At 69.5% G+C, this 23,404-nt stretch carries 11 protein-coding genes; all 11 read left to right on the top strand.

From position 1 onward, the window contains the following. Window positions 1–149 precede the first annotated feature (149 nt). The 11 genes from D3654_RS01465 to D3654_RS20890 all read left to right on the top strand — a co-directional run bounded on the left by D3654_RS01465 (window position 150) and on the right by D3654_RS20890 (window position 23,335). Entirely contained in the window at window positions 150–6,275 is a 6,126-nt protein-coding gene (locus D3654_RS01465; RefSeq protein ID WP_120519761.1) for an Ig-like domain-containing protein, read from the top strand. Between the two features lie 110 nt (window positions 6,276–6,385). Further along, window positions 6,386–7,357: an AAA family ATPase gene (locus D3654_RS01460; RefSeq protein ID WP_120519760.1), complete on the top strand. Its 972-nt coding sequence runs from the start codon at window positions 6,386–6,388 to the stop codon at window positions 7,355–7,357. Between the two features lie 33 nt (window positions 7,358–7,390). Continuing rightward, entirely contained in the window at window positions 7,391–8,782 is a 1,392-nt protein-coding gene (locus D3654_RS01455; protein ID WP_120519759.1) for a DUF58 domain-containing protein, read from the top strand. Next, entirely contained in the window at window positions 8,779–11,247 is a 2,469-nt protein-coding gene (locus tag D3654_RS01450; protein WP_120519758.1) for a transglutaminase TgpA family protein, read from the top strand. Before D3654_RS01455 ends, D3654_RS01450 begins: the two co-directional genes overlap by 4 nt. Continuing rightward, the gene (locus tag D3654_RS01445; protein ID WP_342635081.1) at window positions 11,244–12,863 is read left to right on the top strand and encodes an RDD family protein; all 1,620 of its coding nucleotides are present in this window, start codon (window positions 11,244–11,246) and stop codon (window positions 12,861–12,863) included. Before D3654_RS01450 ends, D3654_RS01445 begins: the two co-directional genes overlap by 4 nt. Next, the gene (locus D3654_RS01440; RefSeq protein ID WP_120519757.1) at window positions 12,860–13,777 is read left to right on the top strand and encodes a PP2C family protein-serine/threonine phosphatase; all 918 of its coding nucleotides are present in this window, start codon (window positions 12,860–12,862) and stop codon (window positions 13,775–13,777) included. The genes D3654_RS01445 and D3654_RS01440 overlap by 4 nt, the downstream gene beginning before the upstream one ends. Next, window positions 13,764–15,686, top strand: a complete 1,923-nt coding sequence (locus D3654_RS01435; RefSeq protein ID WP_120519789.1) for a double zinc ribbon and FHA domain-containing protein — start codon at window positions 13,764–13,766, stop codon at window positions 15,684–15,686. The genes D3654_RS01440 and D3654_RS01435 overlap by 14 nt, the downstream gene beginning before the upstream one ends. Continuing rightward, window positions 15,683–17,428: a serine/threonine-protein kinase gene (locus D3654_RS01430; protein ID WP_120519756.1), complete on the top strand. Its 1,746-nt coding sequence runs from the start codon at window positions 15,683–15,685 to the stop codon at window positions 17,426–17,428. The genes D3654_RS01435 and D3654_RS01430 overlap by 4 nt, the downstream gene beginning before the upstream one ends. Window positions 17,429–17,462: 34 nt before the next feature. Beyond that, complete coding sequence (locus D3654_RS01425) at window positions 17,463–18,167, top strand: hypothetical protein (RefSeq protein ID WP_120519755.1); 705 nt, start codon at window positions 17,463–17,465, stop codon at window positions 18,165–18,167. Next, window positions 18,164–22,609 (top strand): type VII secretion EssC family protein, encoded by a 4,446-nt coding sequence (locus tag D3654_RS01420; RefSeq protein WP_120519754.1) that lies wholly within the window; start codon window positions 18,164–18,166, stop codon window positions 22,607–22,609. The genes D3654_RS01425 and D3654_RS01420 overlap by 4 nt, the downstream gene beginning before the upstream one ends. Before the next feature lie 120 nt (window positions 22,610–22,729). Continuing rightward, a complete protein-coding gene (locus D3654_RS20890; protein ID WP_120519753.1) occupies window positions 22,730–23,335 on the top strand; it encodes a hypothetical protein in 606 nt (201 codons plus the stop codon). Window positions 23,336–23,404 lie beyond the last annotated feature (69 nt).

The following is a 23,404-nucleotide window of genomic DNA, read 5'->3' as shown; positions in this document are numbered from 1 at the left end:
CCCTTTGTAACAGGGGGACGCCCGTGCGATAGTCGTAGGGACAAATTCCGCCGCCGTATGGGGGTACGGCGGAATCGCATGATCACCGGTCGGAGGCCGTGAGGTTCGAGGCTGCCTGGGGGCGGCCGTGATGCAAGGGAATTGAATCTGTGACGTCTTTATTCGGCAAATTGGGGCTCAGGAAACGCCGAAACAAGTTCATCGCCACCACCGGATTCACTGCGGCAACCGTGCTGCTGGTGACCGGTGCCGTGCTGTACCCGGGCTTCAAGACCGCGGAGCTTGAACTGAACGACGGCGGCGTGTGGGTGGTCAGCAAGACCAAGAACGCCGTGGGCCGCCTGAACTATCCCTCCCGGGTGCTCGACGGTGCGGTCACGCCCGCCAGCACCACCTTCGACGTGCTGCAGAACTCCAGCGACGTCTTCGTCGACGACAGCACCGGGTCCACGGTCAACCAGGTTTCCGCGGCGAACCTGCGGCTCGGCGGAGACAAGCAGCTCCCGTCCTCTTCGAAGGTCAGCTTCGGCACCGAAGTGCTCTCCGTCACCGACCCGGTCAGGGGCCGGGTCTGGGCCATGTCGCCCTCCACGATCAACAGCTTCGACGAAGAAGGCACGCAGCCGGTGCTGCTGGCCTCCTCCGGTGCGGTTTCCGCCGTCGGGCAGGACAACCGGATCTACACGGCGGACCCGCAGAAGGGTGAAATCACCGTCACCTCGGTGGACGCCAACGGCGAACGGAAGGACTCCGAAACCACGAAGGTCGACGAGCTCAAGGGCGCAGGCGACATCCAGCTCGCGGTCGTCGGCGACAAGCCGGTGGTCCTGGACGCTGCCCGCGGAAACCTGTTCCTGCCGGGCGGGCGCAAGCTCCAGCTCCAGGACGCCCGTGAAGCCAAGCTGCAGCAAAGCAGCGAAGCAAGCAGCTACGTGGCCGTCGCCACCCCGAAGGCCCTCATCAAGCAACCGCTTGACGGCTCCACCGCCGCCGTCGTGACCTTCGGCGGCCAGGGCGTGCCCGCCGCCCCGGTGCAGGTGGCCGGCTGCACGCACTCGGCCTGGGCCGGCGCCAACAAGTACGTCCGCGACTGCACCTCCGACGCCGACGACAAGACCGCCGATGTGCCCAAGGCCAGCGGTGCCCCGAGCTACGTGTTCCGGGTCAACCGGGACCTCGTGGTCCTCAACGACGTGAACTCCGGCAACGTCTGGATGGTCAACCAGAACATGCAGCTGGTCAACAATTGGGACGACGTCATCCCGCCGAAGAACCAGTCGGACGACCAGGACGAGGACTCCGCGGACGAGAACACCATCAACGTGCTGCCGGACCGCACCAAGCCCAACCGGCCGCCGGAAACCAAACCGGACGAGATCGGCGCCCGCCCGGGCCGGACCACCGTGATGAGCGTGCTGGACAACGACTCCGACCCCGACGGCGACGTCCTCACCGCCTCGATCGGCGGCAATCCGCCCAAGTCGGGGTCCATCGAGAACATCTACGGCGGCTCCGCCTTCCAGATCTCCGTTCCCGCCGACGCCAAGCCCGGCACCGAGACCATCGACTACAACGCCGCCGACGGCCGCGGCCTGTCCGCCGGCGGCAAGATCACCCTGCACGTGGTGGGACCGGACGAGAACAAGGCACCGGTCTTCAAACGCGCCAGCCCCACCACGCTGCTCGTCGAACAGGGCAAGACCGTCAGCCAGAACATCCTCACCGACTGGATGGACCCCGACGGCGACGACCTCGTCCTCATGGACGCCAAAGCCGACAACCCGCAGGACCAGGTCAAGTTCCGCCGCGACGGCCTGCTGACCTACCAGGACTCCGGCGCCACCGCCGGCAAGAAGAACGTCACCATCTCCGTCTGGGACGGCCGCGCCACGGCCACCGGCCGCGTGGTCATCAACGTCCGGCCGCCGGGGGCGCTGCAGCCGGTGGTCAACGCGGACCACGTGACCGCCGTCGTCGGGCAGGACCTGGTGATCGCCCCGCTGAAGAACGACGTCGACCCCAACGGCGGCGCCCTGCGCCTTGCCCACGTGGAGGCGGCCGGCCCGGCCGAGCTCGGCCCCGTGACCGACGGCGGCACCTTCACCTTCCGCAGCAACACCCCCGGCCCCGTGTACCTGACCTACATCGCCAGCAACGGCCCGCAAAGCACCCAGGGCCTGATCCGGGTGGACGTCGAGTCCGGCAAGGACGCCGGGAACCCGGTGGCCGTGCACGACGTCGCGCTGCTCCCCGTGGGCGGCAACGTGCTGGTGGACCCCCTGGCCAACGACTCCGATCCCTCCGGCGGCGTCCTCGTGCTGCAGTCCGTGACCCTGCCTGAGGACGCCACGGTGTCCGTCAGCGTCATCGACCACAGCGTCCTGCGGGTCACCGACGTCCTCGGCACACAGCAGCCGGTCATCTTCCGCTACACGATTTCCAACGGGCACAAGTCCGCCAGCGGCACGGTCTCCGTGGTCCCGGTGCCGGCTCCCGCCGTCGTCGAAGCACCGCAGCCGAAACCCGATGAGGTGAACGTGCGCGTCAACGACGTCGTCACCGTCCCGGTCCTGGCCAACGACACCCACCCGCAGGGCGAGAAGCTGCACGTGGACCCGGCCCTGGCGCAGACCGTCCCGGAGGCCGACGGCAAGACCTTCATCTCCGAGGACAAGCTGCGCTTCATCGCCGGCTCCGTGCCCAAGACCGTGCGCGCTATCTACAACGCGGTGGACCCGCAGGGCCAGAAGAGCGCTGCCGCGGTGACCATCCACATCCTGCCCCTTGAGGGCACGCAGAACTCGCGTCCGCAGCCGCAGAACCTGACCGCCCGCGTGGTGGCCGGGGGCACCGTCCGCATCCCTGTACCGCTTGATGGCATCGATCCCGACGGCGACTCCGTGCAGCTGACCGGCATCGACAGCACGCCCGGCATGGGTACAGCGACGGTGGGCAGCAGCTTCATCGACTTCGTGGCCGCCGGCGACGGCGCAGGTACCGATACCTTCCGCTACAAGGTGATCGACCGCCAGGGTGCCGTCAACTCCGGAACCGTCACTGTCGGCATCGCCCCGCAGGGCGAAGACAACCAGAAACCCGCCCCCGTGGACGACACCGTCTCCGTGCGCCCGGGCCGCCAGATCGCCGTCGACGCCCTCGCCAACGATTCCGACCCCGACGGCGACCGGATCGCCATCAAGTCCGACGGCATCGAAGCCGATCCCGCACTCCAGGCCAACGTCAGCAAGACCAGCGGACGCATCATCCTGACCGCACCCGGGAAGGAAGGGATCGTCAACCTCCGGTACACGGTGGTCGACGAGCGCGGCGCCACCGCCGGTGCCACCATCCGGGTCAACGTCAAGGGCAACATCCCGCTGCTGGCACCGATCGCCCGCGACGACCGTGTCACCTCGGCCCAGACCATGGGCAAGAAGGCCGTGGACGTGCCGGTCCTGAAGAACGACGAGGATCCCGACGGCGTCGGTGAGAACCTGAAGATCGCCACCGCCGTGGAAACCGCCAAGCCAGGCAACGACGGCAACGTGGTGATCCAGCTGACCGACGGCCCGCAATTGGTGCCCTACACCGTGGAGGACGTGGACGGACAGAAGTCCACCGCGATCATCTGGGTCCCGGGCATCGGCCAGCAGGTTCCCACCCTCGCCAAGGACGAGGTCATCGAGGTCATCGCCGGCCAGTCCGTAACTGTTGACCTCAACGAATGGGTGAAAGTCCGCGACGGCCGCAGCCCCCGCCTGAGCCAGGCCGACCGCATCAAGCTCATCGGCGCCGACGGCGGAGAGCCGGTGGCGAACGGCGGCACCGCCATCAAGTACACGGCGGGCAAGGACTATGTGGGTCCCGGCTCCATCACCTTCGAAGCCACTGATGGCACCGGCCCGGACGATCCGAACGGGCAAAAGGCCACGCTGAGCATCCGCACCAAGGTGCTCCCGGACCCCAACCGGAACAATCCTCCGAAGCTGCTGGGCAGTTCCCTCGAAGTGCCGCAGAACGACTCCGCCAGCCTCGAGCTGGGCCGCCTCACCAGCGATCCCGACGGCGAGGACGCGGCAAACATGAAGTACGAGGTGGTCGGCGACAGCCCGGCAGGATTCGACGCCAGGATCGACGGCAGGACACTCCGCGTGAGCGCAAAGGGCGAGGCGAAGCCAGGCGTGGCCGGAAGCGTCCAGGTCAAGGCCAAGGACCCGCGCGGCCTGGAGGCCACGGCCACCTACAAGCTCTCAGTGACCGCGTCCAACCGCCCCAAGCCGGTGGCGAGCGACGACGTGGAACCTAACGCGTCCGCCGGCAAACCGGTGACAGTCAAGGTGCTGGCCAATGACAGCAACCCGTTCCCGGACACTCCGCTGAAGATCGTCAACGCGGTCACCGAGACGGGCGAGGGGTCGGCCGTGGCCAACGGCGACTCCGTCACGGTCACCCCGTCCGCGGGGTTCACCGGCTCGATGATCGTCGCCTACACGGTGGCGGACAAGACCGGCGATCCCTCCCGCCAGGCCACGGCGCGCATCCGGCTGAGCGTCAAGGACAAGCCGATGCCGCCGTCGACGCCGCAGGCGCAGAGCGTGGGGGACAGGACCGCCCTGCTGACCTGGACGGCCCCGGCCGACCGCGGCTCGGCCATCACCAAATACACCGTGAAGGGCGAGGGCGGATTCCAGCAGGACTGCCCGGCCAATACCTGCACCCTCAACGGCCTGACCAACAACGTGAAGTACCACTTCACGGTGACTGCCACCAACGCGATCGGCGATTCCGAGCCGTCGCCGGCTTCGGCCGAGGTACGTCCCGACGTCAAGCCGGATACTCCGCTGGCGCCGGGCCTGAAGTTCGGCGACAAGCAGCTTGCGGTCACGTGGACCGCCCCTGCCAGCAAGGGCTCGCCGATCAAGTCCTACGACCTGGAGATCTCGCCGGCCCCGGCAGGGCAGAACCCGCAGATCCAGAACCTGACCTCCACCACCTACGTGTGGAAGGGCCTGACGAACGGTGTCTCCTACAAGGTGCGCGTCCTGGCCCGCAACGACGCCAAGGACCCCTCCGAGTGGAGCCCCTACTCCGCGGCCGAGGTGCCCGCGGGCGTTCCGGCGACGCCGTCGGCGCCCACGGTGGCCAGTGCCCAGCCGGTCGGCTCCCAGAGCCAGCTCAGGGTGACCTGGGCCGCGCCGGACAACAACGGTGACGCCGTCTCGGCCTACACCCTGACCACCCTGCGCGGCGGTTCAGTGGTCAGCAGCCAGAAGGTCGGAACCACGGCCCAGAACGTGGTGGTGGACAACTCGGAGGCGGACTACACCTTCACGGTTTCCGCCACCAACAAGGCCGGCACCAGCGGCACCAGCCAGTCCTCGGCGCCCACCCGCGCGGCGGGCAAGCCAGGCACCGTGAACAGCGGCACCGTGGCGCCCACCGGCAGCAGCGGGCAGCTGCGGCTGACCTTCACTCCACTGACCGCGGCCCAGCGCAACGGTTCGCAGGAGAGCGAGATCGAATACAGCTGGCGCACCGCCTACGGTTCCGGGCCCATCGCGCCCGGCGGCGGCACCATCGGAGGCCAGCCGAACGGCACCGACGTCACCGTCAACATCGTGGCCCGCTCCATCAAGGCCAACATCTCCGGCGACGCCAAGGCCATCGGCAGCGGCAACCCCTACGGCCCGCCCGATGCCCCGAACGTCAACGGCGGCAAGTCCGCCACCGGTGACGGCGACGTGCACTGGACCTGGAACAACCCGAACATGAACGGGCGTCCGCTGGACCACTTCGAGGTCAGCTACGACAACGGCGGCTGGATCAATGTGGGCAAGGCCAACCGCTACGACCGCGGAGGCGGCGGCTGGGACCAGCAGCACAACCTCAGGGTCCGTGCTGTGACCGTGGTGGCCGGCGGCATCGGCAGCGCCAATGCCACCACCGGCAACGACCCGACCCCGCCCCCGCCGCCGAACCGCGTCGCCGTGAACGGTGCGGACATCAACAGCTGCACCGAAGTCACCGGCGGCAACGGGTACGACGGCGGCACGCCGAAGCGCTGCTACGGCGTGGCGAGCCCGGGCGGACCCGGCGCTCCGTCGCCGTGGCTGAGCACCACCGACGGCGGAACGCCGGTGGACCGCTGCGGCAGCCCGTGGGGCGGCAGCGGCTGGCTCCACATCAGCGGGGCCTCGGCCTCGGGCAAGAACCTCAGCGGCCGCTGGGTCCGGGCAGACACCGTGCACTTTGTGTCCGGCAGCCGGCCCTGCTAGCTACGCACCGCGCGGCATCAACCGCGTAAACTTGTACACCGAATTGAATAACCCAGGCCAGGCACTCCAGAACGGCCGCCCGGACAACACCTAAACGAAGGATCCACGACATGACAATGACAAGCGAGCAGGCGGCCTGGTTCGCGGACACGTTTGAAAAGCTGGTCGGCAACGTCGGCCAGGCCGTGTTGGGCAAGTCCCACGTCATCCGGCTGACCTTCACGGCGATGCTCGCCGAGGGCCACGTCCTTTTCGAGGACGCCCCCGGCACAGGCAAGACCTCCCTGGCCCGGGCCCTCGCAGCCACCGTCCAAGGCTCCCACAACCGCATCCAGTTCACACCTGACCTGCTGCCCTCGGACGTCACCGGCGTGACCATCTACGACCAGAAGACCCAGAAGTTCGAGTTCCACAAGGGCCCGATCTTCAGCAACATTGTGCTGGCCGACGAAATCAACCGTGCCTCGCCGAAGACCCAGTCCGCGCTCCTGGAGGTCATGGAGGAGTCCCGGGTGACCGTGGACGGCACCACCTACGAAGCCGGCCGCCCGTTCATGGTGCTCGCCACCCAGAACCCGATCGAACAGGCCGGCACGTACCGCCTGCCCGAAGCCCAGCTGGACCGCTTCCTCATCAAGACCTCCATCGGCTACCCGGACCACGCGTCCACCGTGCAGCTGCTGGGCGGGAGCAACCTGAAGGACCGTTCGCGCGACCTCAGTCCGATCATCACCACCCAGGCCGTGGCCGACATGGCTGACCTCGCGGCCACCACCCACATTGATTCAGCGGTGCTCGAATACATCTCGCGCCTGTGCGAGGAGACCCGCAACGCCCCCGAAACCAGGCTCGGCGTCTCGGTGCGTGGTGCCTTGGCGATGGTGCGTGCGGCAAAGGTCTGGGCGGCCGGGCAGGGACGCAACTACGTCCTGCCGGACGACATCAAGGAACTGGCCGGGGTTGTCTGGACCCACCGCTTCGTCATGGACCCGGAAGCAGAGTTCTCCGGCGCCACCGCCGAGGCCGTCCTCCAGCGCGTCCTCAACGACGTCGCCGCCCCGCAGCACCGCGCCAACGTCTGACGCTCCCCGGTTCCGCAAACAAAAGGTCTCAACATGTCTACCGGCACACCCTTGAAACGGGCTGCTGCATCCGTCACACGCTCCCTGGGTCCGCTCAGGGAGCGTCTCGGCGCCCTCGGGGGAGGGGCCGGCAAGGCGCCTGCCGCCCGTCCGGGCACGCTCCCGTCGAAGCTGCACCCGGCCGCCGTCTGGCGCGAAGCGTCCCAGGCCCTGGCAGAATGGCTCGCCCCGCTCTGGAAGAGGGTACGCAGCCTCTGGCTCGCGTACGCCTGGCCCTCCCTGTCCGTGGTCAGCATCCTCGGCTGGGTGGTCCTGGCCGCCGCCGTGCTGCTGTGGATCGCCGGCCAGTCCTGGGGCTGGCAGGAGGCGAAGTCGGCAGCGCTCGTGGCCTTCCTGCTGTTCCTCTTCGCCGTGGCGTTCATCCTCGGCCGCTCCGCCTACGGCGTGGTGCTCGACATGTCCCGGACCCGCGTGGCGGTGGGCGATGACGCCGTCGGCAGCATCGCTGTCTCCAATACCTCCACCCGGCCGCTGCTGCCGGCGGACCTCGAGCTTCCGGTGGGCAGCAACACCGCGGTCTTCCACCTGCCCCGGATGAAGCCGGCCCAGGTGCATGAGGACCTCTTCACGATCCCGACGGCGCGCCGTGCCGTGATCGTCGTCGGCCCGGTACGCTCCGTGCGGGCCGATCCGCTGCACCTGCTGCGACGCCGCGTCCTGTGGACGGACCCGGTGGACCTGTACGTGCACCCGAAGACCACGGTGCTGGCCGGTTCGGCGGCCGGTTTCATCCGCGACCTCGAAGGCATGCCCACCACCGAGCTTTCCAGCGCCGACGTGTCCTTCCACGCCCTGCGCGACTACGTGCCCGGCGATGACCGCAGGCACATCCACTGGAAGACCACCGCCCGCACCAACAAGCTGATGGTCCGCCAGTTCGAAGAGACCCGGCGCGCCCACCTGGCCATTTCGCTGTCCATCAACACGGACGAGTACGAATCGGAAACCGAGTTCGAACTCGCGATCTCCGTGGCTGCGTCCATCGGCCGGCAGGCCATCCGCGAACAGCGGGAGCTCGACGTCCTGACGCAGAAGGGACCGTTGCGCTGCGAAACCGGCCGCAACCTCCTGGATGACATGACCAGGATCGTGGGCGCACCCATGCGGCGCACCGCCGTCGACCTCGCCCGGACCCTGGCCGACACCGTCCCGAACGCCTCGGTGGTCTTTTTCGTCGTGGGCAGCGGCGTGACCGCCACCCAGCTGCGTTCGGCGGCTGCCTCGGTTCCCGCCGGCGTGCGCAGCCTCGCCGTGCGGGTGCAGGCCGGTGCCCCCGCGGCCCGTGCGAACATCGCAGACCTGACCGTCCTGACCGTCGGCGACCTCGACGACCTCGCCCTCGTCCTCCGGAAGGCAGCCGCATGAGCTCCACCCAGACTTCCCGCCCGCGGCGCGCTGCCCGGAAGCAGCCCGCACAGTCCGCCTTCGCGGACGGCCGTCCCCTGTGGCACACAGCGCTCGACGCCGGCGCCCTGGTCCTGCTGCTGGGCCTGGGCGTGCTCGGGTTCAGCCAGAGCTTCGGTGGCGATCCGCATTTCCTCCTGGCCGGTTTCGGCGGGATCGTGACCGGCTTGGCCCTTGCTGCCGCCAATGCGCATTACCGCCTCGGCCTGCTCATCACCGTGGCACTGGCCTTCGGCGCCTACATGCTCCTGGGCACGGCCCTGGCGGTGCCGGACGCCGCCATCGCTGCTGTGCTGCCCAGCCTTGACTCCCTCCGCACCCTGCTGCTGGGCGTCGTGTTCGCCTGGAAGGACATGCTGACCGTCGGCGTCCCGGTGGGCACCGCGGGCGGAATGCTGATCGTGCCCTTCCTCAGCGCACTGCTCTGTGCCGTGGCGGCTGGCCTGCTCGCCTGGCGGCTGAAGAGCCCGTACTGGCCGTTGCTGCCCGTGATGGCACTGTTCGTCACCGGGATCCTGTTCAGCACCAGCGCGGCGTTCCTCAACGTCGAACGCGGCGTGGGCGTCGCCATCGTCGCCATTGTCTGGGCGACGTTCCGGCGTGACGTGCTGCGGCGCAACGACACCCGCAGGGTGTCCGCGAACCGTCCCGAGGCCGACGCCCGGACGGCACGGCGCGGACGCCTGCGCCGGCTGGGGATGGCCGCCGCGGTGATCGCGGCCGCCGTCGGGATCACCGCCGTCGCCTCTCCGCTCATCACGGCCACGGACGACCGCAAGGTGCTGCGCAACAGCATCGTTCCGCCGTTCGACCCGCGCGACTACATCACACCCCTGGCCAGCTTCCGGGAATTCGTCAAGGACAAGAAGGACGACACCCTCTTCACCGTCAAGGGCCTGCCCAAGGACGGCCGGGTGCGCCTTGCCGCCCTGGATTCCTTCAACGGCCTGAACTACAACATGGATCCGAACGGCTCCGGCAGCTTCAACAAGGTGGGCGACGCGCGGGCGCTGAATAGCCAGCCGGAGGAGGCCGCAGCGGGAACCACTTACACGCTGGACATCACGGTGGGGGACTACCAGGGCTACTTCGTGCCCGGCGGCCGCCACACCACCGGCATCAGCTTCGCCAACGGTTCCCAGGCGGCGTCCGGCCTGTACTTCAACGCCGGCACGGACACCGCGGTGACCACCAAGGGCCTCAGCCAGGGCGACAACTACACCGTGAAGGTCTCCGATCCGGGCACGCTGGAGCACGGGCAGCTGACCCAGTACGACTTCGCCAAGCTGTCGCTGCCGGTGGCCGAAGAGGTGCCGCCGGTGGTGGGGTCGCAGGCCAACGAGTTGTCCGCCGACGCGCCCACGGCGATCGACCGGGTGCGCCAGATCGAGGCCCACTTCCAGAAGTCCGGTGCGTTCAGCAACGGCCTGGTGGCGGACGGGCAGCTTCCCAGCCTGCCCGGCCACAGCGCCGCCCGCGTCCGCAGCCTGCTGACCGCCAAGCAGATGCTCGGCGACGACGAGCAGTATGCCGTGGCCATGTCCCTGATGCTGCGCCACCTGGGCATCCCGTCCCGCGTGGTGATGGGTTTCTACCCGGACCCGAAGAGCCCCGAAAACGGCGGCGCGGACATCCCGATCAAGGGCAAGGACGTGCACGCCTGGGTGGAAGTGGCCTTCGACCGGGTGGGCTGGGTGGCCTTCGATCCCACTCCGCCCAAGGACAACGTGCCCATCCCGCCGGACCCGCAGACCAAGTCCAAGCCCAAGCCGCAGGTCCTGCAGCCGCCGCCCCCGCCGCAGGAGCCGGCGGACCTGCCGCCGGATTCCACCCCGGACGCCCTGGACGCCGACGAGAAGAAGAACAACCCCTGGCTGTTCTGGGGTGCGCTGCTGGCCGCGATCGGCACCGCCTTGCTTCCGCTGGTGGTCCTTGCGCTGCCGCTGGCGCTGATCCTGCTGCTGAAGCTGCGGCGCCGGAAGAGCCGGCTGAACACCGGCCACCCGGCGCAGCGCGTCGGCGGCGGGTGGAGCGAGGTGGTCAGCCTCGCCACCGACATGGGCGCCGCCATCGACGGCAAGGCCACCCGCCGGGAATCCGCCGGGGTGATCGCCGAGGCGTTCCCCGTGAACAGTTCGACGACGACGATGCTCGCCGGCCGTGCCGACGCCGCGATCTTCGGGGCGGGCCAGCCCAGCGAAGAAGAAGTGCGGAAGTACTGGGAAATCGTGGACGGCTCCCTCAAGGACATCACCAGCAACGTGGGCTTCTGGAAACGCCAGCAGGCGCGGTTCTCGCCGCGCTCCCTGCTGGCCGAGGCACGCACCGCGATCCGGGACGGCAACCTCAAACCGCACCGCCTCCGCTCCGTGTTCCGCAGGAACACGGAGCCGGACAACGGTGCCGGGAAGGAACAGCAGCAGTGACCAACGGCCACGAAGAACGGTGCCCGGCCTGCCGCCAGGCGGTCAAGCCCGGGGCATCGTTCTGCACCCACTGCGGCTCGCCGCTGAGCAACCGCGGTGCCCGGATCGAGCGCAACATCAGCCAGGCCCAGCTGGCCAGGCGCGACCCGGCCGCCCCTCAGGCCGGAAGCGATGCCGGTAGGATCGCCATAGCGCCCACGCCGCCCGGTGCCACAGGCCCGGCCCCGGCGGGACAGCGCGTGCCGCACATGCCAGGGGGAGGGGCGACCATGAACAACAACGCTGAGCTGGTTCCGGCGTCGACGGGCAAACGGCTCGGAGCCGCCGTGCTCGACTGGCTGGGCCCGGCGGTAATCCTGGGCATCGCCTTCGGCGTCGGGGCAGCCGGGATCACCGAGCGGCGCAGCAACGGTTTCATCGTCTACGACACGGGGCTGCTGGTCCTCCTAGGCGGTATCGCCCTCGGGCTGACCCTCGTCTACACGGTGGTGCTGCTCGGCATCGAGGCCCGTTCCGGTGCCACGATCGGCAACCGGCTGATGGGCATCCGCAGTGCCGACGCCGACGGGTACGCCCCCGGCGGCGGCATCGTGTTCCTGCGCGGCCTGATTACCGGCGGTGTGCTGATCCTGACGGTCATCGCGGCCGCCGTGGTGCTTGCCGTCGGCTGGCTCGGCATCGCCTTGCTCATCCTCGCTCCGCTGCTCGTCCTGTCCGCCGCGTGGGCCGTGATCGTGGTTGTTTCCAACGCCTGGGACAAGCAGGGCAGGCTGCGGGGCTGGCACGACAAGGCGTCCAAGGCCCTGGTGTTCGATGTCTCCGCCGGCCGGAACCCGGTGAAGACCGGCGGCATCCCGGGCGAATACAACTTTGCGCCGCTGGACCTGCCGCCGGTCAAGCAGGTGGCGTCCCCGGTGGCGATGCCCGCCGCCAGGGGCGCATTCCAGCAATCGGTTCAGCAACCGGTCCAGCAGCCAGGCCAGCCCCTGCAGATCCCGCAGCCGGGAGGCCCGGCCCACGGCATGCCGCAGGGGGCACCGGTGCCGCAGCAGAACCCGGTTCCCCAGCAGAACCCGATGCCGCAGAACCCGATGACACAGCACAATCCGATGACACAGCACAATCCGAACCAGTGGCAGCCGCCCGTTTCCGCCCCGCCGTGGGCGGCGCAGGCAGGCCCGGCGCCGGCCCCGTCAGCGGGTCCCGCCGGCGCCGCTTCGCCCGCCCACCCGGACGACGACGTCGAACGCACCCAGCTGCGTCCCGGCGTCCAGGCCGCCGCCCCGGCGGTGCTCCGGATCCGGCTCGACGACGGCCAGGACGTTGAAGTGGGGGCCTCCCTGCTGATCGGACGCAACCCCGCCGCGATGGCCGGGGAATCCGTGGAGCAGCTGGTTTCCGTGTCAGATCCCGGGCGTTCGATCTCCAAGACGCACCTGCAGCTCCGCCGCGAGGGCGACGGCGTCTGGGTCACGGACCGCAACTCCACCAACGGCTCGGCCGTCACCACCCCGGACGGCAACCAGAGCCGTTTGCTTCCCGGCGAGGCCGTTTTCGTCCGCCCCGGGTCCACCGTCCGGTTCGGTGACCGTTTCTTCCACCTAGGACAGGCATGAACTCACAGCCCGCAGCCGCAGCTGCGACCGCCAACGAGTCCGGATTCGGGCTGAGCTATGGCTACGGCACGGACCGTGGCCTCCGCCGCGAACTCAACGAGGACTCGTTCATAGCCTCCGATCCCGTGTTCGCGGTGGCCGACGGCATGGGCGGGCACGAGGCCGGCGAGATCGCCAGCGGCCTCTGCGTCCGCACCCTGGGTGGTTACCCGCAGCTGGCTACCGGCACCCGCACCGCGACGGCGGCCGTGCTGCAGGATTGCCTGCTGGCCGCGGACGCACGCATCCGCAACGCCACCGGCGCCCGGGCCGGGACCACGCTGTCCGGCGTTGTCGTGGTGGAACAGATGGGGCTGCCGTACTGGTTGGTCATGAACATCGGTGACTCCCGCACGTACTTGCTCAGCCAGGGGGAATTTGCGCAGGTCAGCGTGGACCACTCCGAGGTCCAGGAAATGGTGGACGCCGGCAGCATCACGTCCGAGGAAGCGAACGTCCACCCGCGCCGCCACGTGGTCACCCGTGCGCTGGGCACCGGGGACGAGACCGAGGCCGACTTCTGGCTCCTGCCCATCCATGAGGGGGACCGGATCCTGGTCTGCTCCGACGGGCTCACCGGGGAACTCGCCGACGAGCACATCTTCCGCATCCTCAGCACCGTGGGCCACCCCCAGGACGCCGTGGACGCCCTCATCCAGGCGGCCCTGCGGTCCGGCGGGCGGGACAACGTGACGGTTGTGGTGGTGGACGCGAAGAACGTCCTGAACGACGCCGGCGTGGCCACCACCGCCCCCCGCCCGGGGGCCGGCGCCGAGGACGAGGACACCCTGCCGCGCCAGGAAGTGACCGCCGCTGACGGCGGCGCCGCCGGTGCGCCTGACGGACAGGGGGACGGTGGCCATGGCGCTGAATAGCTATGTTCCCGGCGACTGGTTCGGCGTGGTCCGTTGCGGCACGGTGGTGGTGCTCGGCCCCGGCACCGGGCCGGACCTCCTGGACTCCCTCTGGGCGCTGCTGGGGCGCAGCCCGGAGATCCACGAGATCCTGAACGAGGTCACCGAGGCCTTCGGGGTGTCATTGACCCGGATCCCGGCGTTCGGCATCGTCGACGCCAAAGACGCGCTGCGCGTTGTCCTGCGCGGCGACCTCGACCTGGAAACCGCGCATGGCACGGCGCAAAGCATCCATGGCCGCGACGTCACCACCTGGACGGAGCGGCGCATGGAACTGCCCGCGTCCTACCGCCTGCGGATCGGCTCGGCCGCCGGAACGGGTCCCGCGACGGGTTCCCTGCCGCTGCAGGAAGGCGTGGTGCTGCTCTCCGGCCTGGAGGCCACGCTCACCGGCGGCGACGCACCCGCGGTTCCTGCCGCCGTGCTGGAATCTGAAAACGCGCCGGAAGCTGCAAAGCGGTCGCCGGAACCGGCCGCCGGGAAGTCCCCGGAAACTGTGGCTGTTCCTGCTGTTGCCGGCGTTCCTGCCGCTGCCGAATCCGCGACGGCGGACCGGCCTGCCCCGGTCGAAACGATCCTCGCGTTCGAGCCCGAGGCCGTGCCCGAGCCGCCTGTGCCGGAGACTGTGGCGGCCGGCGAAGAGCCGGAAGAGGACGACCCAACTCCGGATAATGCAGCTCCGGACCATGCAACTCCGGACGACGCAGCTCCGGACGACGCAGCTCCGGACGATGAAGCCCACGACGACCTGGAACTGACGATCGCCCCGGGCCAGCTCCGTGACGGCACGGAAGCCGTGGAAGAGTCCCAGGCCATGGAGGCCGGGGTGGACACCGGCGCCACCACTGACCAGCTGGTGCAGAACCTGGAACAGACCAGCAGCTACGACCACCTCTGGGAGCGGACCGTCATCCGCACCATCGAGGACGCGGCCGTGCGGGTCAACCCGGACGAGGAAGAGCACCAGGAGCCGGCTCCCGCGGCCCAGGCCCCCGAAGCCCGGCCCCAGGTGACGGAGCCGCTCGAACCGTCGCCGGCCGGGAAGCCCGCGCCACAGCACCCCGCGTCACAACCACTCGCTCCACAGCCGCCGGCGCCGCAAAACAGCGGGCTGATTTCTTCCGTGCCCTGGCTGTCGGGCAATTCCGCCCCGGCAGCACAAGGATCCGCTCCGCAAGCCCCGGCCGCGCAGCCACCCGCACCCCCGGCCCCGCAACAGTGGACTCCGCCGCCCGCGCCCGCCCCTGCCCCAGGCACCGGCCCCGGTGCCTTCGCGTCCGGCGTCGGGAATGATGACGGCGACCACGACGGCCACACTGTCATGAAGAGCAGCCTGCCGGACCTCCCGTCCACCCCGGCCCCGGCGACGCCCACAGGCGCGGCCGCGGACCTCCTGCCGGACGGGACGAAGCGCCCGCTCGTCCTGGCCCGCGTGTGCCCGCAGGGCCACGCCAACCCGCCCACGTATTCGCAGTGCCCGGCCTGCGGGAGCACCCTGTCCGGCGACGGCGTCCAGGTCCCGCGGCCGAGCCTGGGCAAGGTCCGGCTGTCCAGCGGCGAGGTCATCGAACTGGACCGTTCGCTGGTCATCGGGCGCCAGCCGTCGGTATCCCGGGTCCAGGGCGGCGGCATGCCGGCCCTGGTCCAGGTGGAGAGCCCCGGCGGGGACATTTCGCGTTCGCACGTGGAGGTCCGCCTGGAGGGCTGGCACGTGATGCTCTGCGACCTCAAGGCCACCAACGGCACCGTCCTGGTCCGGGAAGGCCAGGCGCCGCGCCGGCTTGCCCAGAACGAGATGGCCATCGTCCTGGACGGCGACATCGCCGAACTGGGCGAGAACATTTCATTGCGTTTCGAGGAGATTCTGTGAGTTCCAAGCGGCCCCCCGCACCGCCGCCGCCCCTTCCCGGGTACAAATACATCAGCCACCTCGGCTCCGGGGGCTTTGCAGACGTCTACCTCTACGAACAGGACCGGCCGCGCCGCAGGGTGGCCGTGAAGGTGCTCCTGTCGGACCTGAAGACCGAAGACGCGCGCCGCCGCTTCGAATCCGAAGCCAACCTCATGGCGCAGCTGTCCTCGCACCCGTACATCGTGACCATCTTCGAGGCCGAAACCACCGAGGACGGACACTCGTACCTGGCCATGGAGTACTGCTCCCGGCCCAGCCTGGATGTGCGCTACCGCCGCCAGCGCTTCAGCGTGGACGAGGTCCTGGCGGTGGGCATCCAGGTGGCGTCCGCCGTCGAGACCGCGCACCGCGCAGGAATCGTGCACCGCGACATCAAGCCAGCGAACATCCTGGTGACCGATTACAACCGGCCGGCACTGACCGACTTCGGCATCTCGGGCACCATCGGCGACGACGCGGACGACGACGCCGGCATGTCCATCCCGTGGTCGCCGCCGGAGCAGTTCCGCGGCGGCCCGGTGGACGGCGTGCCGGTGGATGTCTGGGCGCTGGGCGCCACCATCTACACCCTGCTCGCCGGCCGTTCGCCCTTCGTGATGCCGGGCCAGGACAACTCCCAGCGCGAACTGATTTCCCGCATCACCAACTCGCCCGTGCCGCGGCTGGGCCGGGCCGATGTGCCGGAGTCGCTGGAACTGGTGCTGTCCACCGCCATGGCGAAGGCCCCGGGATCCCGCTACTCCTCGGCGCACGCCTTCGCGCTGGCTCTGCAGCGGATCCAAGCCGAACTGAACCTTTCGGTGACCCCCTTCGAAGTCCTCGCCGAGCCCGGCGGCTCCGACGACGTCCACCCGGACGACAACTTCGAGGAGACCCGCGTCCGCAGCGTCGCCGCGATCGATCCCGACGGCGGCACCTCGCCTACCGGGTCAGCGCCGACGTTCCCGGCCCGGACCTTCCCGACTACCAGGACCCAGCCGCCCGCACCCCAAACCGCGAGCTACACGGCACCTGCGGCTGCTCCCCAAACGGCCGCACAGGCGGCACCGAAGGCCGTTCCACAGACCGCTCCGCAGGAAGAGCAGAATGAGTCCACCGTCCTGCGCGGCTGGACCCCGGCGGCCCCCGCCTACACCCCGCCGCCCTTCACCGGCGGTCCTGCGGCCGGCCCGCAGGTGGCCCCGCAGCACTCCGAGGGGGACCTCGCTGCCACAGTCAACCGGCCCGCCGCGGGTGAGGACGACGGGGCCGAGGGGGAGCCCGGGACACCGGACCACCGCAAACGCAACCTCGTGCTTGCCGCGGTCGGTGCCGCGGTGCTGGTGGTCGCCGTCGTCGTCGGAATCGTCCTGGGCGCGAACGCGCCCCAGAAAGCACAGCCGATCGAAACTCGCAGCAAGCCGCCGGCGGATGCCCTGGACAACGGGGTGGTGCCGGACGTCACGAACCTGGCGGCGAAGCGCACCGCGGCCGGGAAACTCCGCTTCACGTGGACCAACCCGCAGCCGCAGGACGGCGACAGCTACAAATGGCGCCGGGCGTTCGCGGCCGATGCCGCCTACCACGCCACGAAAGCCCCCGCTACGGAAATCCCCGAGAGCCCCGGCGGCCGGACCTGCATCCAAGTGATCATCGTCCGCTCGGACGGCAATGCCTCGCCGGCGGGCGACAGCTCCATCAACTGCTTTATCGGGAAGTAATGACACACAACTACGAGGACAAAGGAGGCCTGGCATGGGAGATCTGGCGATAGATTTCTGCGGGGAATGGCATGAGCCGTCCGACGAAGACGTCTTCAACATCGGCCGCGAAGGTGACCTGGAGGTCGACGACAACCCCTACCTGCACCGCCGTTTCCTGCAGATCGCACGCTATGACGGCATCTGGTGGCTGAGCAACGTGGGCAGCATGCTCTCCGCCACCATCGCGGACGGCTCCGGCGGCATGCAGGCCTGGTTGGCACCGGGCGCCCGCATCCCGCTGGTGTTCAGCCACACCAAGGTCATCTTCACGGCCGGACCCACCACCTACGAGTTCGCCGTGCACCTGAAGACGCCCTCCTTCCGCCAGGAAGTCCGCGACGAAGACTCGGCCGGCGACACCACGATCGGGCCCGTGGTGTTCACCGACTCGCAGAAGGCGCTGATCGTCGCCCTGGCCGAGCCGATGCTGCGCCGTGACGGAACCGGTTTCAGCTCGATCCCGTCCTCGGCGGAGGCCGCCAAACGCCTGGGCTGGGCCCTGACCCGCTTCAACCGCAAGCTCGACAACGTCTGCGACAAGCTGGACCGCGTGGGCGTGGTGGGCCTGCGCGGTGGCGGCGGAAAGCTCGCCACCAACCGGCGCGCCCGATTGGTGGAGCACGCCGTCACCTCGCACCTGGTCACCTCGGACGACTTGTTCCTGCTGGAAAAGATGAGGGGCGTTGACGAAGGATGAAGTTCCGCCTGACTTTGCGCCGCGATCCCGCTGCCGCCAAGGACCTCGCGGTCACCGTGGACGGCCGGGCCACGGTCGCCGACATCGCCGGTGAACTCTGGGCGGCCGACCCGGACCGGCAGGGCACCGACGTCCCGCCGAACCTCTCCCTGAAGGTCGACGAGGCCTTCGTCGGGGCAGGCATGAGCGGCATCGTGCTGGACCCCGCCGGGAACCTGCTCGAATCCGGGCTCCGGCCCGGATCCACGGTGTCCCTGACCCAGGTGAGCGAACAGTTCGCCACCCCGGGCGGGCAGCGCGGCCCGACGGCGGCGACCCTCCGCGTGCTGTCGGGTCCCGACTCGGGCAGCGAATTTTCGCTGCCGTTCGGTACCAGCTACATCGGCCGCGACCGCGACGTCGACGTCCGCCTGAGCGACCCCATGACCTCGAAGCGGCACGCCCGCATCACCGTCGCCGAAACCGTGGAAATCGCGGACACCAACTCCGCCAACGGCCTGCTCATGGACGGCCTGCCGGTGGCCCGGGCCACCCTGAATTCCTCGGACACGGTGACCCTCGGCGACACCACGGTGGGCGTCGTCGCCCTGTCCAGGAACCATGGCGCCGCGCCCAGCTCCCCGCTGGTTGACTTCAACCGTTCCCCGCGCGTCGTGCCCCGATTCGACCCGCCCAAGCGCGTGGTCCCGTCCGGCCCGAAGCGTCCGGACCACCAGGCCTTCCCGTACATCATGCTGATGGCCCCGCTCCTCATGGGCGGCATCATGTTCGCCGTCACCCAGAACATCCTCTCGGTGGTGTTCATGATGATGATGCCGCTGTTCATCATCGGCCACTACGTGGACCACAAGGTCCAGTCGAAACGGCAGATGAAGGAGGCCATAAAGCACTTCCGCGCCTCGATGCTGGCGTTCCGCGAAGACATCGCCGAGCAGCAGAACATCGAACGTTCGGTGCGGCTGCAGGAATCGCCCTCCGTGAGCGACACCGTGGACGCGATCTACAAGCTGGGCCCCCTGCTGTGGACCCACCGCCCGGAGCACAAGGGCTTCCTGGGGGTGCGCTTCGGACTGGGCACGGCGCCGTCGCGCATTCCGTTCGAAGAGCCGGGCAGCAACGACACCGAAGCGCAGTACATGCGCGAGATCCAGGAATGCCTGGCCCAGGTGCGGATGATCGACGGCGTGCCGGTCGTCTCCCAGCTGCGCACCTCCGGCTCCTTCGGCATCGCCGGGGAGCGCGGGCTGGTCGACGACGTCGCCCGCGGCATGGTGCTGCAGCTGGTGGGCCTGCATTCGCCCGCCGAACTCGTGGTCACCTCGCTGACCTCGGGCCGCTCCCGGGAACGCTGGAACTGGCTGCAGTGGCTGCCCCACGTCGGCTCGGGCCACAGCCCGCTCTCGGGCGACCACCTCGCTGCGGGGCCCGGGGCCGGCGCCTCCCTGCTGTCCAAGCTCGAAGACCTCGTGGAACAGCGCGAAGCCGCCTCGAAGGACCCGCGGCCGTTGCCGCGCCCGTCCCTGGCCAACGAACACGGCGAGCTCGCCGGGCCGGTGCTACCCACCGTCCTGGTGGTCGTGGAAGACGACGCCCCGGTGGACCGCGGCCGGCTCACCCGCCTGGTGGAACGCGGCCCCGACTCCGGCGTCCACGTCATGTGGGTCGCCGCCAACGTGCAGGCCCTGCCGGCCGCGTGCCGCGACTTCATGGCCGTCGACGGCGACCACGGCACCACCACCGGCCAGGTCCGGCTCGGCCGCCACACCTACCCGGTGAGTTGCGAAAGCGTCGAGGCCGGGCTCGCCACCCAGCTGGCCCGCATGATGTCGCCCCTGGTGGACGTGGGCAAGCCGGTGGACGACGACTCCGACCTGCCGCGCGCGGTGTCCTACGTGACCCTGGTGGGCAAGGACTTCATGGACGTCCCGCAGTCGGTGGCCGAACGCTGGCAGGAGAACAACTCGGTGCACTCCAGCGCCGTGCCCAACCGCAAGGACAACGGCAGCCTGCGCGCCCTGGTGGGCTCGAAGGGCGTGGAACCGTTCTACCTGGACCTCAAGAACGAGGGCCCGCACGCCCTCGTGGGCGGCACCACCGGCGCCGGCAAATCCGAGTTCCTGCAGTCCTGGGTGATGGGCATGGCCTCGGCCTACAGCCCGGACCGGGTCACGTTCCTCTTCGTCGACTACAAGGGTGGTGCCGCGTTCGCGGACTGCGTGAAGCTTCCGCACACCGTGGGCCTGGTGACCGACCTGTCGCCGCACCTCGTGCGCCGGGCATTGACCTCCCTGCGCGCTGAGCTGCACTACCGCGAGCACCTGTTCAACCGGAAGAAGGCCAAGGACCTGCTCGCCCTGCAGCGCGAAGCCGATCCCGAGGCGCCGCCGTACCTGATCATCATTGTGGACGAGTTCGCCGCCCTCGCCTCGGAAATGCCCGAGTTCGTGGACGGAGTGGTGGACGTTGCCGCCCGCGGTCGCTCCCTGGGCGTGCACTTGATCCTGGCCACGCAGCGCCCCGCCGGCGTCATCAAGGACAGCCTGCGTGCCAACACCAACCTGCGCGTCGCGCTGCGCATGGCCGACGAAGACGACGCCACGGACATCCTCGGGGTGCCCCTGGCCGCGTACTTCGACCCCTCGATTCCCGGCCGCGGTGCCGCCAAGACCGGCCCCGGCAGGATCCAGGGCTTCCAGACCGGGTACGCCGGCGGCTGGACCACCGAGAAGCCGCAGCGTCCACGGATCGACATCGTGGAAATGGCCTTCGGCTCCGGGGCGAGCTGGGAGGCGCCGGCCCCGGTGGACGCCGTCAAGGAGGAGCCGGCCGGCCCGAACGACATTTCCCGGATGACCACCAACATCATCCGGGCCGCCGATTCCCTGGCCATCAACCCGCCCCGGAAGCCGTGGCTCAACGAACTGGCCACCACCTACGACTTCTCCAAGCTGCCCAACCCGCGCACCGACGAACGGCTGCTGCTCGGCGTGGCCGACGATCCCGTGCACCAGGACCAGCCCACCGTGTTCTACGAGCCGGACAAAGACGGCAACATGGCCGTCTACGGCACCGGCGGTTCGGGCAAGTCGGCGGCGCTGCGGGGTATCGCCATCGCCGCCGCCGTCACGCCCCGCGGCGGCCCCGTGCACGTGTACGGCATCGACTGCGGCTCCTCGGGGCTGAAGATGCTCGACGGCCTGCCGCACGTGGGCGAAATCATCGGCGGCGACGACGTCGAACGCGTCGGCCGGCTGCTGCGCTGGCTCCGCGACATCGCCGAGGACCGTTCCACCCGCTTCGCCGAGGTCCGGGCCTCCACGATCGTGGAGTACCGGAAACTGGCCAACCGGCCCGACGAGAAACGCATCTTCGTGCTCGTGGACGGCATGTCGGCGTTCCGGGAAGCCTACGAGTACAGCCGCCTCTCCGCCCTGTGGGACATCTTCCTGCAGCTGGCCACGGACGGCCGTCCGCTGGGCATCCACCTGGTGGTCAGCGGCGACCGGCCCAACTCGGTGCCGGCCTCGCTGCTCGCCTCGATCCAGCGCCGCCTGGTCCTGCGCCTGAGTTCCGAGGACGACTACATGACACTGGACGTCCCCAAGGACGTGCTCAGCCCGGCGTCGCCCCCCGGCCGCGGACTCCTTGGCGACCTTGAAGTGCAGCTGGCCGTGCTCGGCGGCAACTCCAACCTCGCCCTGCAGGCCCGCGAAGTCACCAAGCTCGCGCAGGCCATGCAGCGCCAGGGCATGGAGGAAGCGCCGCGCATCCAGCGCCTGCCCGATCAGGTGGACCTGGACATCCTGCCCGCCGGCGGCTTCGACCAGCCCGTCATCGGCGTCGACGACGAGTCCCTGGACCCCGCCGCGATCGCCGCCAAGGGGCCGCTGCTCGTGTCCGGCCCGCCAGGAGCGGGCCGCACGGTCGCGCTCGTCACCATGGCCTACGCCCTGCGCCGCTCCAACCCGGACACGGAACTGATCTACATCGGGGCCCGCCGCTCGGCCGTGGCCGGCCTGAAGGTGTGGAACCGTTCGCTCGTGGGGCCGGACGAGGTGGAGGAAGCCGCCGAGGAGCTCACCGAGCGGTCCACGGAGCGCCCGGGAACCATGGCGATCTTCATCGAGGGCCTGACGGATTTCACGGATTCCCTCGCCGAAATGTCCATCAACAAGCTGGTCACCGATTCGATCAAGGCGGACCAGTGGGTGGTCGGCGAATCGGAGAGCTCCACCTGGTCCCAGGCCTGGTCCCTGGCCCAGCCCTTCAAGTCCGGGCGGCGCGGCCTGCTGCTCAACCCCTCGGACGTGGAAGGCGACAGCCTGCTCAGCACCTCGCTGGGCCGGATCAGCCCGGACTTCATCCCGGGCCGGGGCTACATCGTAGGCCGCGGCAAGGTCCGCAAGATCCAGGTGGCACTGCCGCCGGAGAACCGCAGCTAGCAGCGGTTCTCCGGCGGGGCCGGTTACGCCAGCGAATGGATTTGCGGGGGCCGGGCGGGTATAGGAAAATTCCGGAACCATCCCCAATTCCGGGCAGCATGGCTGCCCCGTGAGGCCATCATGACCGTTCGCCCCACCCCGAAGCACCGGCCTGCCGCCCGCGCGGCGGAGCGGACCCCGTTCGCCGCGTCCCTGGCAGCGGTGCTCCTTGCACTCGTCCTGTGCGCCTTCCCGCTGCTGGCTGCGCACGCGGAAGAGTCGGCCAAGCCCTGTCCTCCCGGGCAGGTCTGCCAGGTTCCCGGCATTTCCCCGGCCCCCGTGCTTCCGGCACCCACGCCCAGCGAGACGGCGCCGGCGGACCCGGCACCGGTCATCCAGGAGCCCGCACCGGCAAAGCCCCCGGTGGTGACCCCGGCACCGGTGGTCCGGGAACCTGCCCCGAGCGCGACGCCGGAGGAGACGGCGGCGGCCAGCCCGGCGCCGTCGTCGTCCATGACACCCACGCCGATCCGCTGGACTCCCAGCGCGAGCGCGACGGTCGATTCTGCCTGGACCAAGCCCATCGAGGACGCCACGGAAGCCACCCAGGCCGCGCTCGTCAGCGACAAGCCGGCCTCCGGCAACGGCGTTTTCGGGATCCTCGCCATCATGGCGGGCGTGCTGGTGGTGGGCCTGGGCGGCCTGGCCTTCGCCCTCTGGAGCAGGAACCGGATCGGCGTGCACTGAGCCCGCGGGCTTCCCGTTCTCCGCCCTCCCTTTGCTCTGCCGGGAATTGTCCGGGCTTTACGGCAAGAT

The organism is Arthrobacter celericrescens (assembly GCF_003614925.1).
Taxonomy (GTDB): domain Bacteria; phylum Actinomycetota; class Actinomycetes; order Actinomycetales; family Micrococcaceae; genus Arthrobacter; species Arthrobacter celericrescens.
The sequence above is the reverse complement of the archived record's forward strand: the minus strand, read 5'-3'. Positions and strand labels throughout refer to the sequence as shown.

Coding starts and splice junctions, on each gene's coding strand:
- D3654_RS01460 (WP_120519760.1), top strand. CDS start 6,386: ATGACAATGACAAGCGAGCAGGCGGCCTGGTTCGCGGACACGTTTGAA.
- D3654_RS01455 (WP_120519759.1), top strand. CDS start 7,391: ATGTCTACCGGCACACCCTTGAAACGGGCTGCTGCATCCGTCACACGC.
- D3654_RS01450 (WP_120519758.1), top strand. CDS start 8,779: ATGAGCTCCACCCAGACTTCCCGCCCGCGGCGCGCTGCCCGGAAGCAG.
- D3654_RS01440 (WP_120519757.1), top strand. CDS start 12,860: ATGAACTCACAGCCCGCAGCCGCAGCTGCGACCGCCAACGAGTCCGGA.
- D3654_RS01435 (WP_120519789.1), top strand. CDS start 13,764: ATGGCGCTGAATAGCTATGTTCCCGGCGACTGGTTCGGCGTGGTCCGT.
- D3654_RS01425 (WP_120519755.1), top strand. CDS start 17,463: ATGGGAGATCTGGCGATAGATTTCTGCGGGGAATGGCATGAGCCGTCC.
- D3654_RS01420 (WP_120519754.1), top strand. CDS start 18,164: ATGAAGTTCCGCCTGACTTTGCGCCGCGATCCCGCTGCCGCCAAGGAC.
- D3654_RS20890 (WP_120519753.1), top strand. CDS start 22,730: ATGACCGTTCGCCCCACCCCGAAGCACCGGCCTGCCGCCCGCGCGGCG.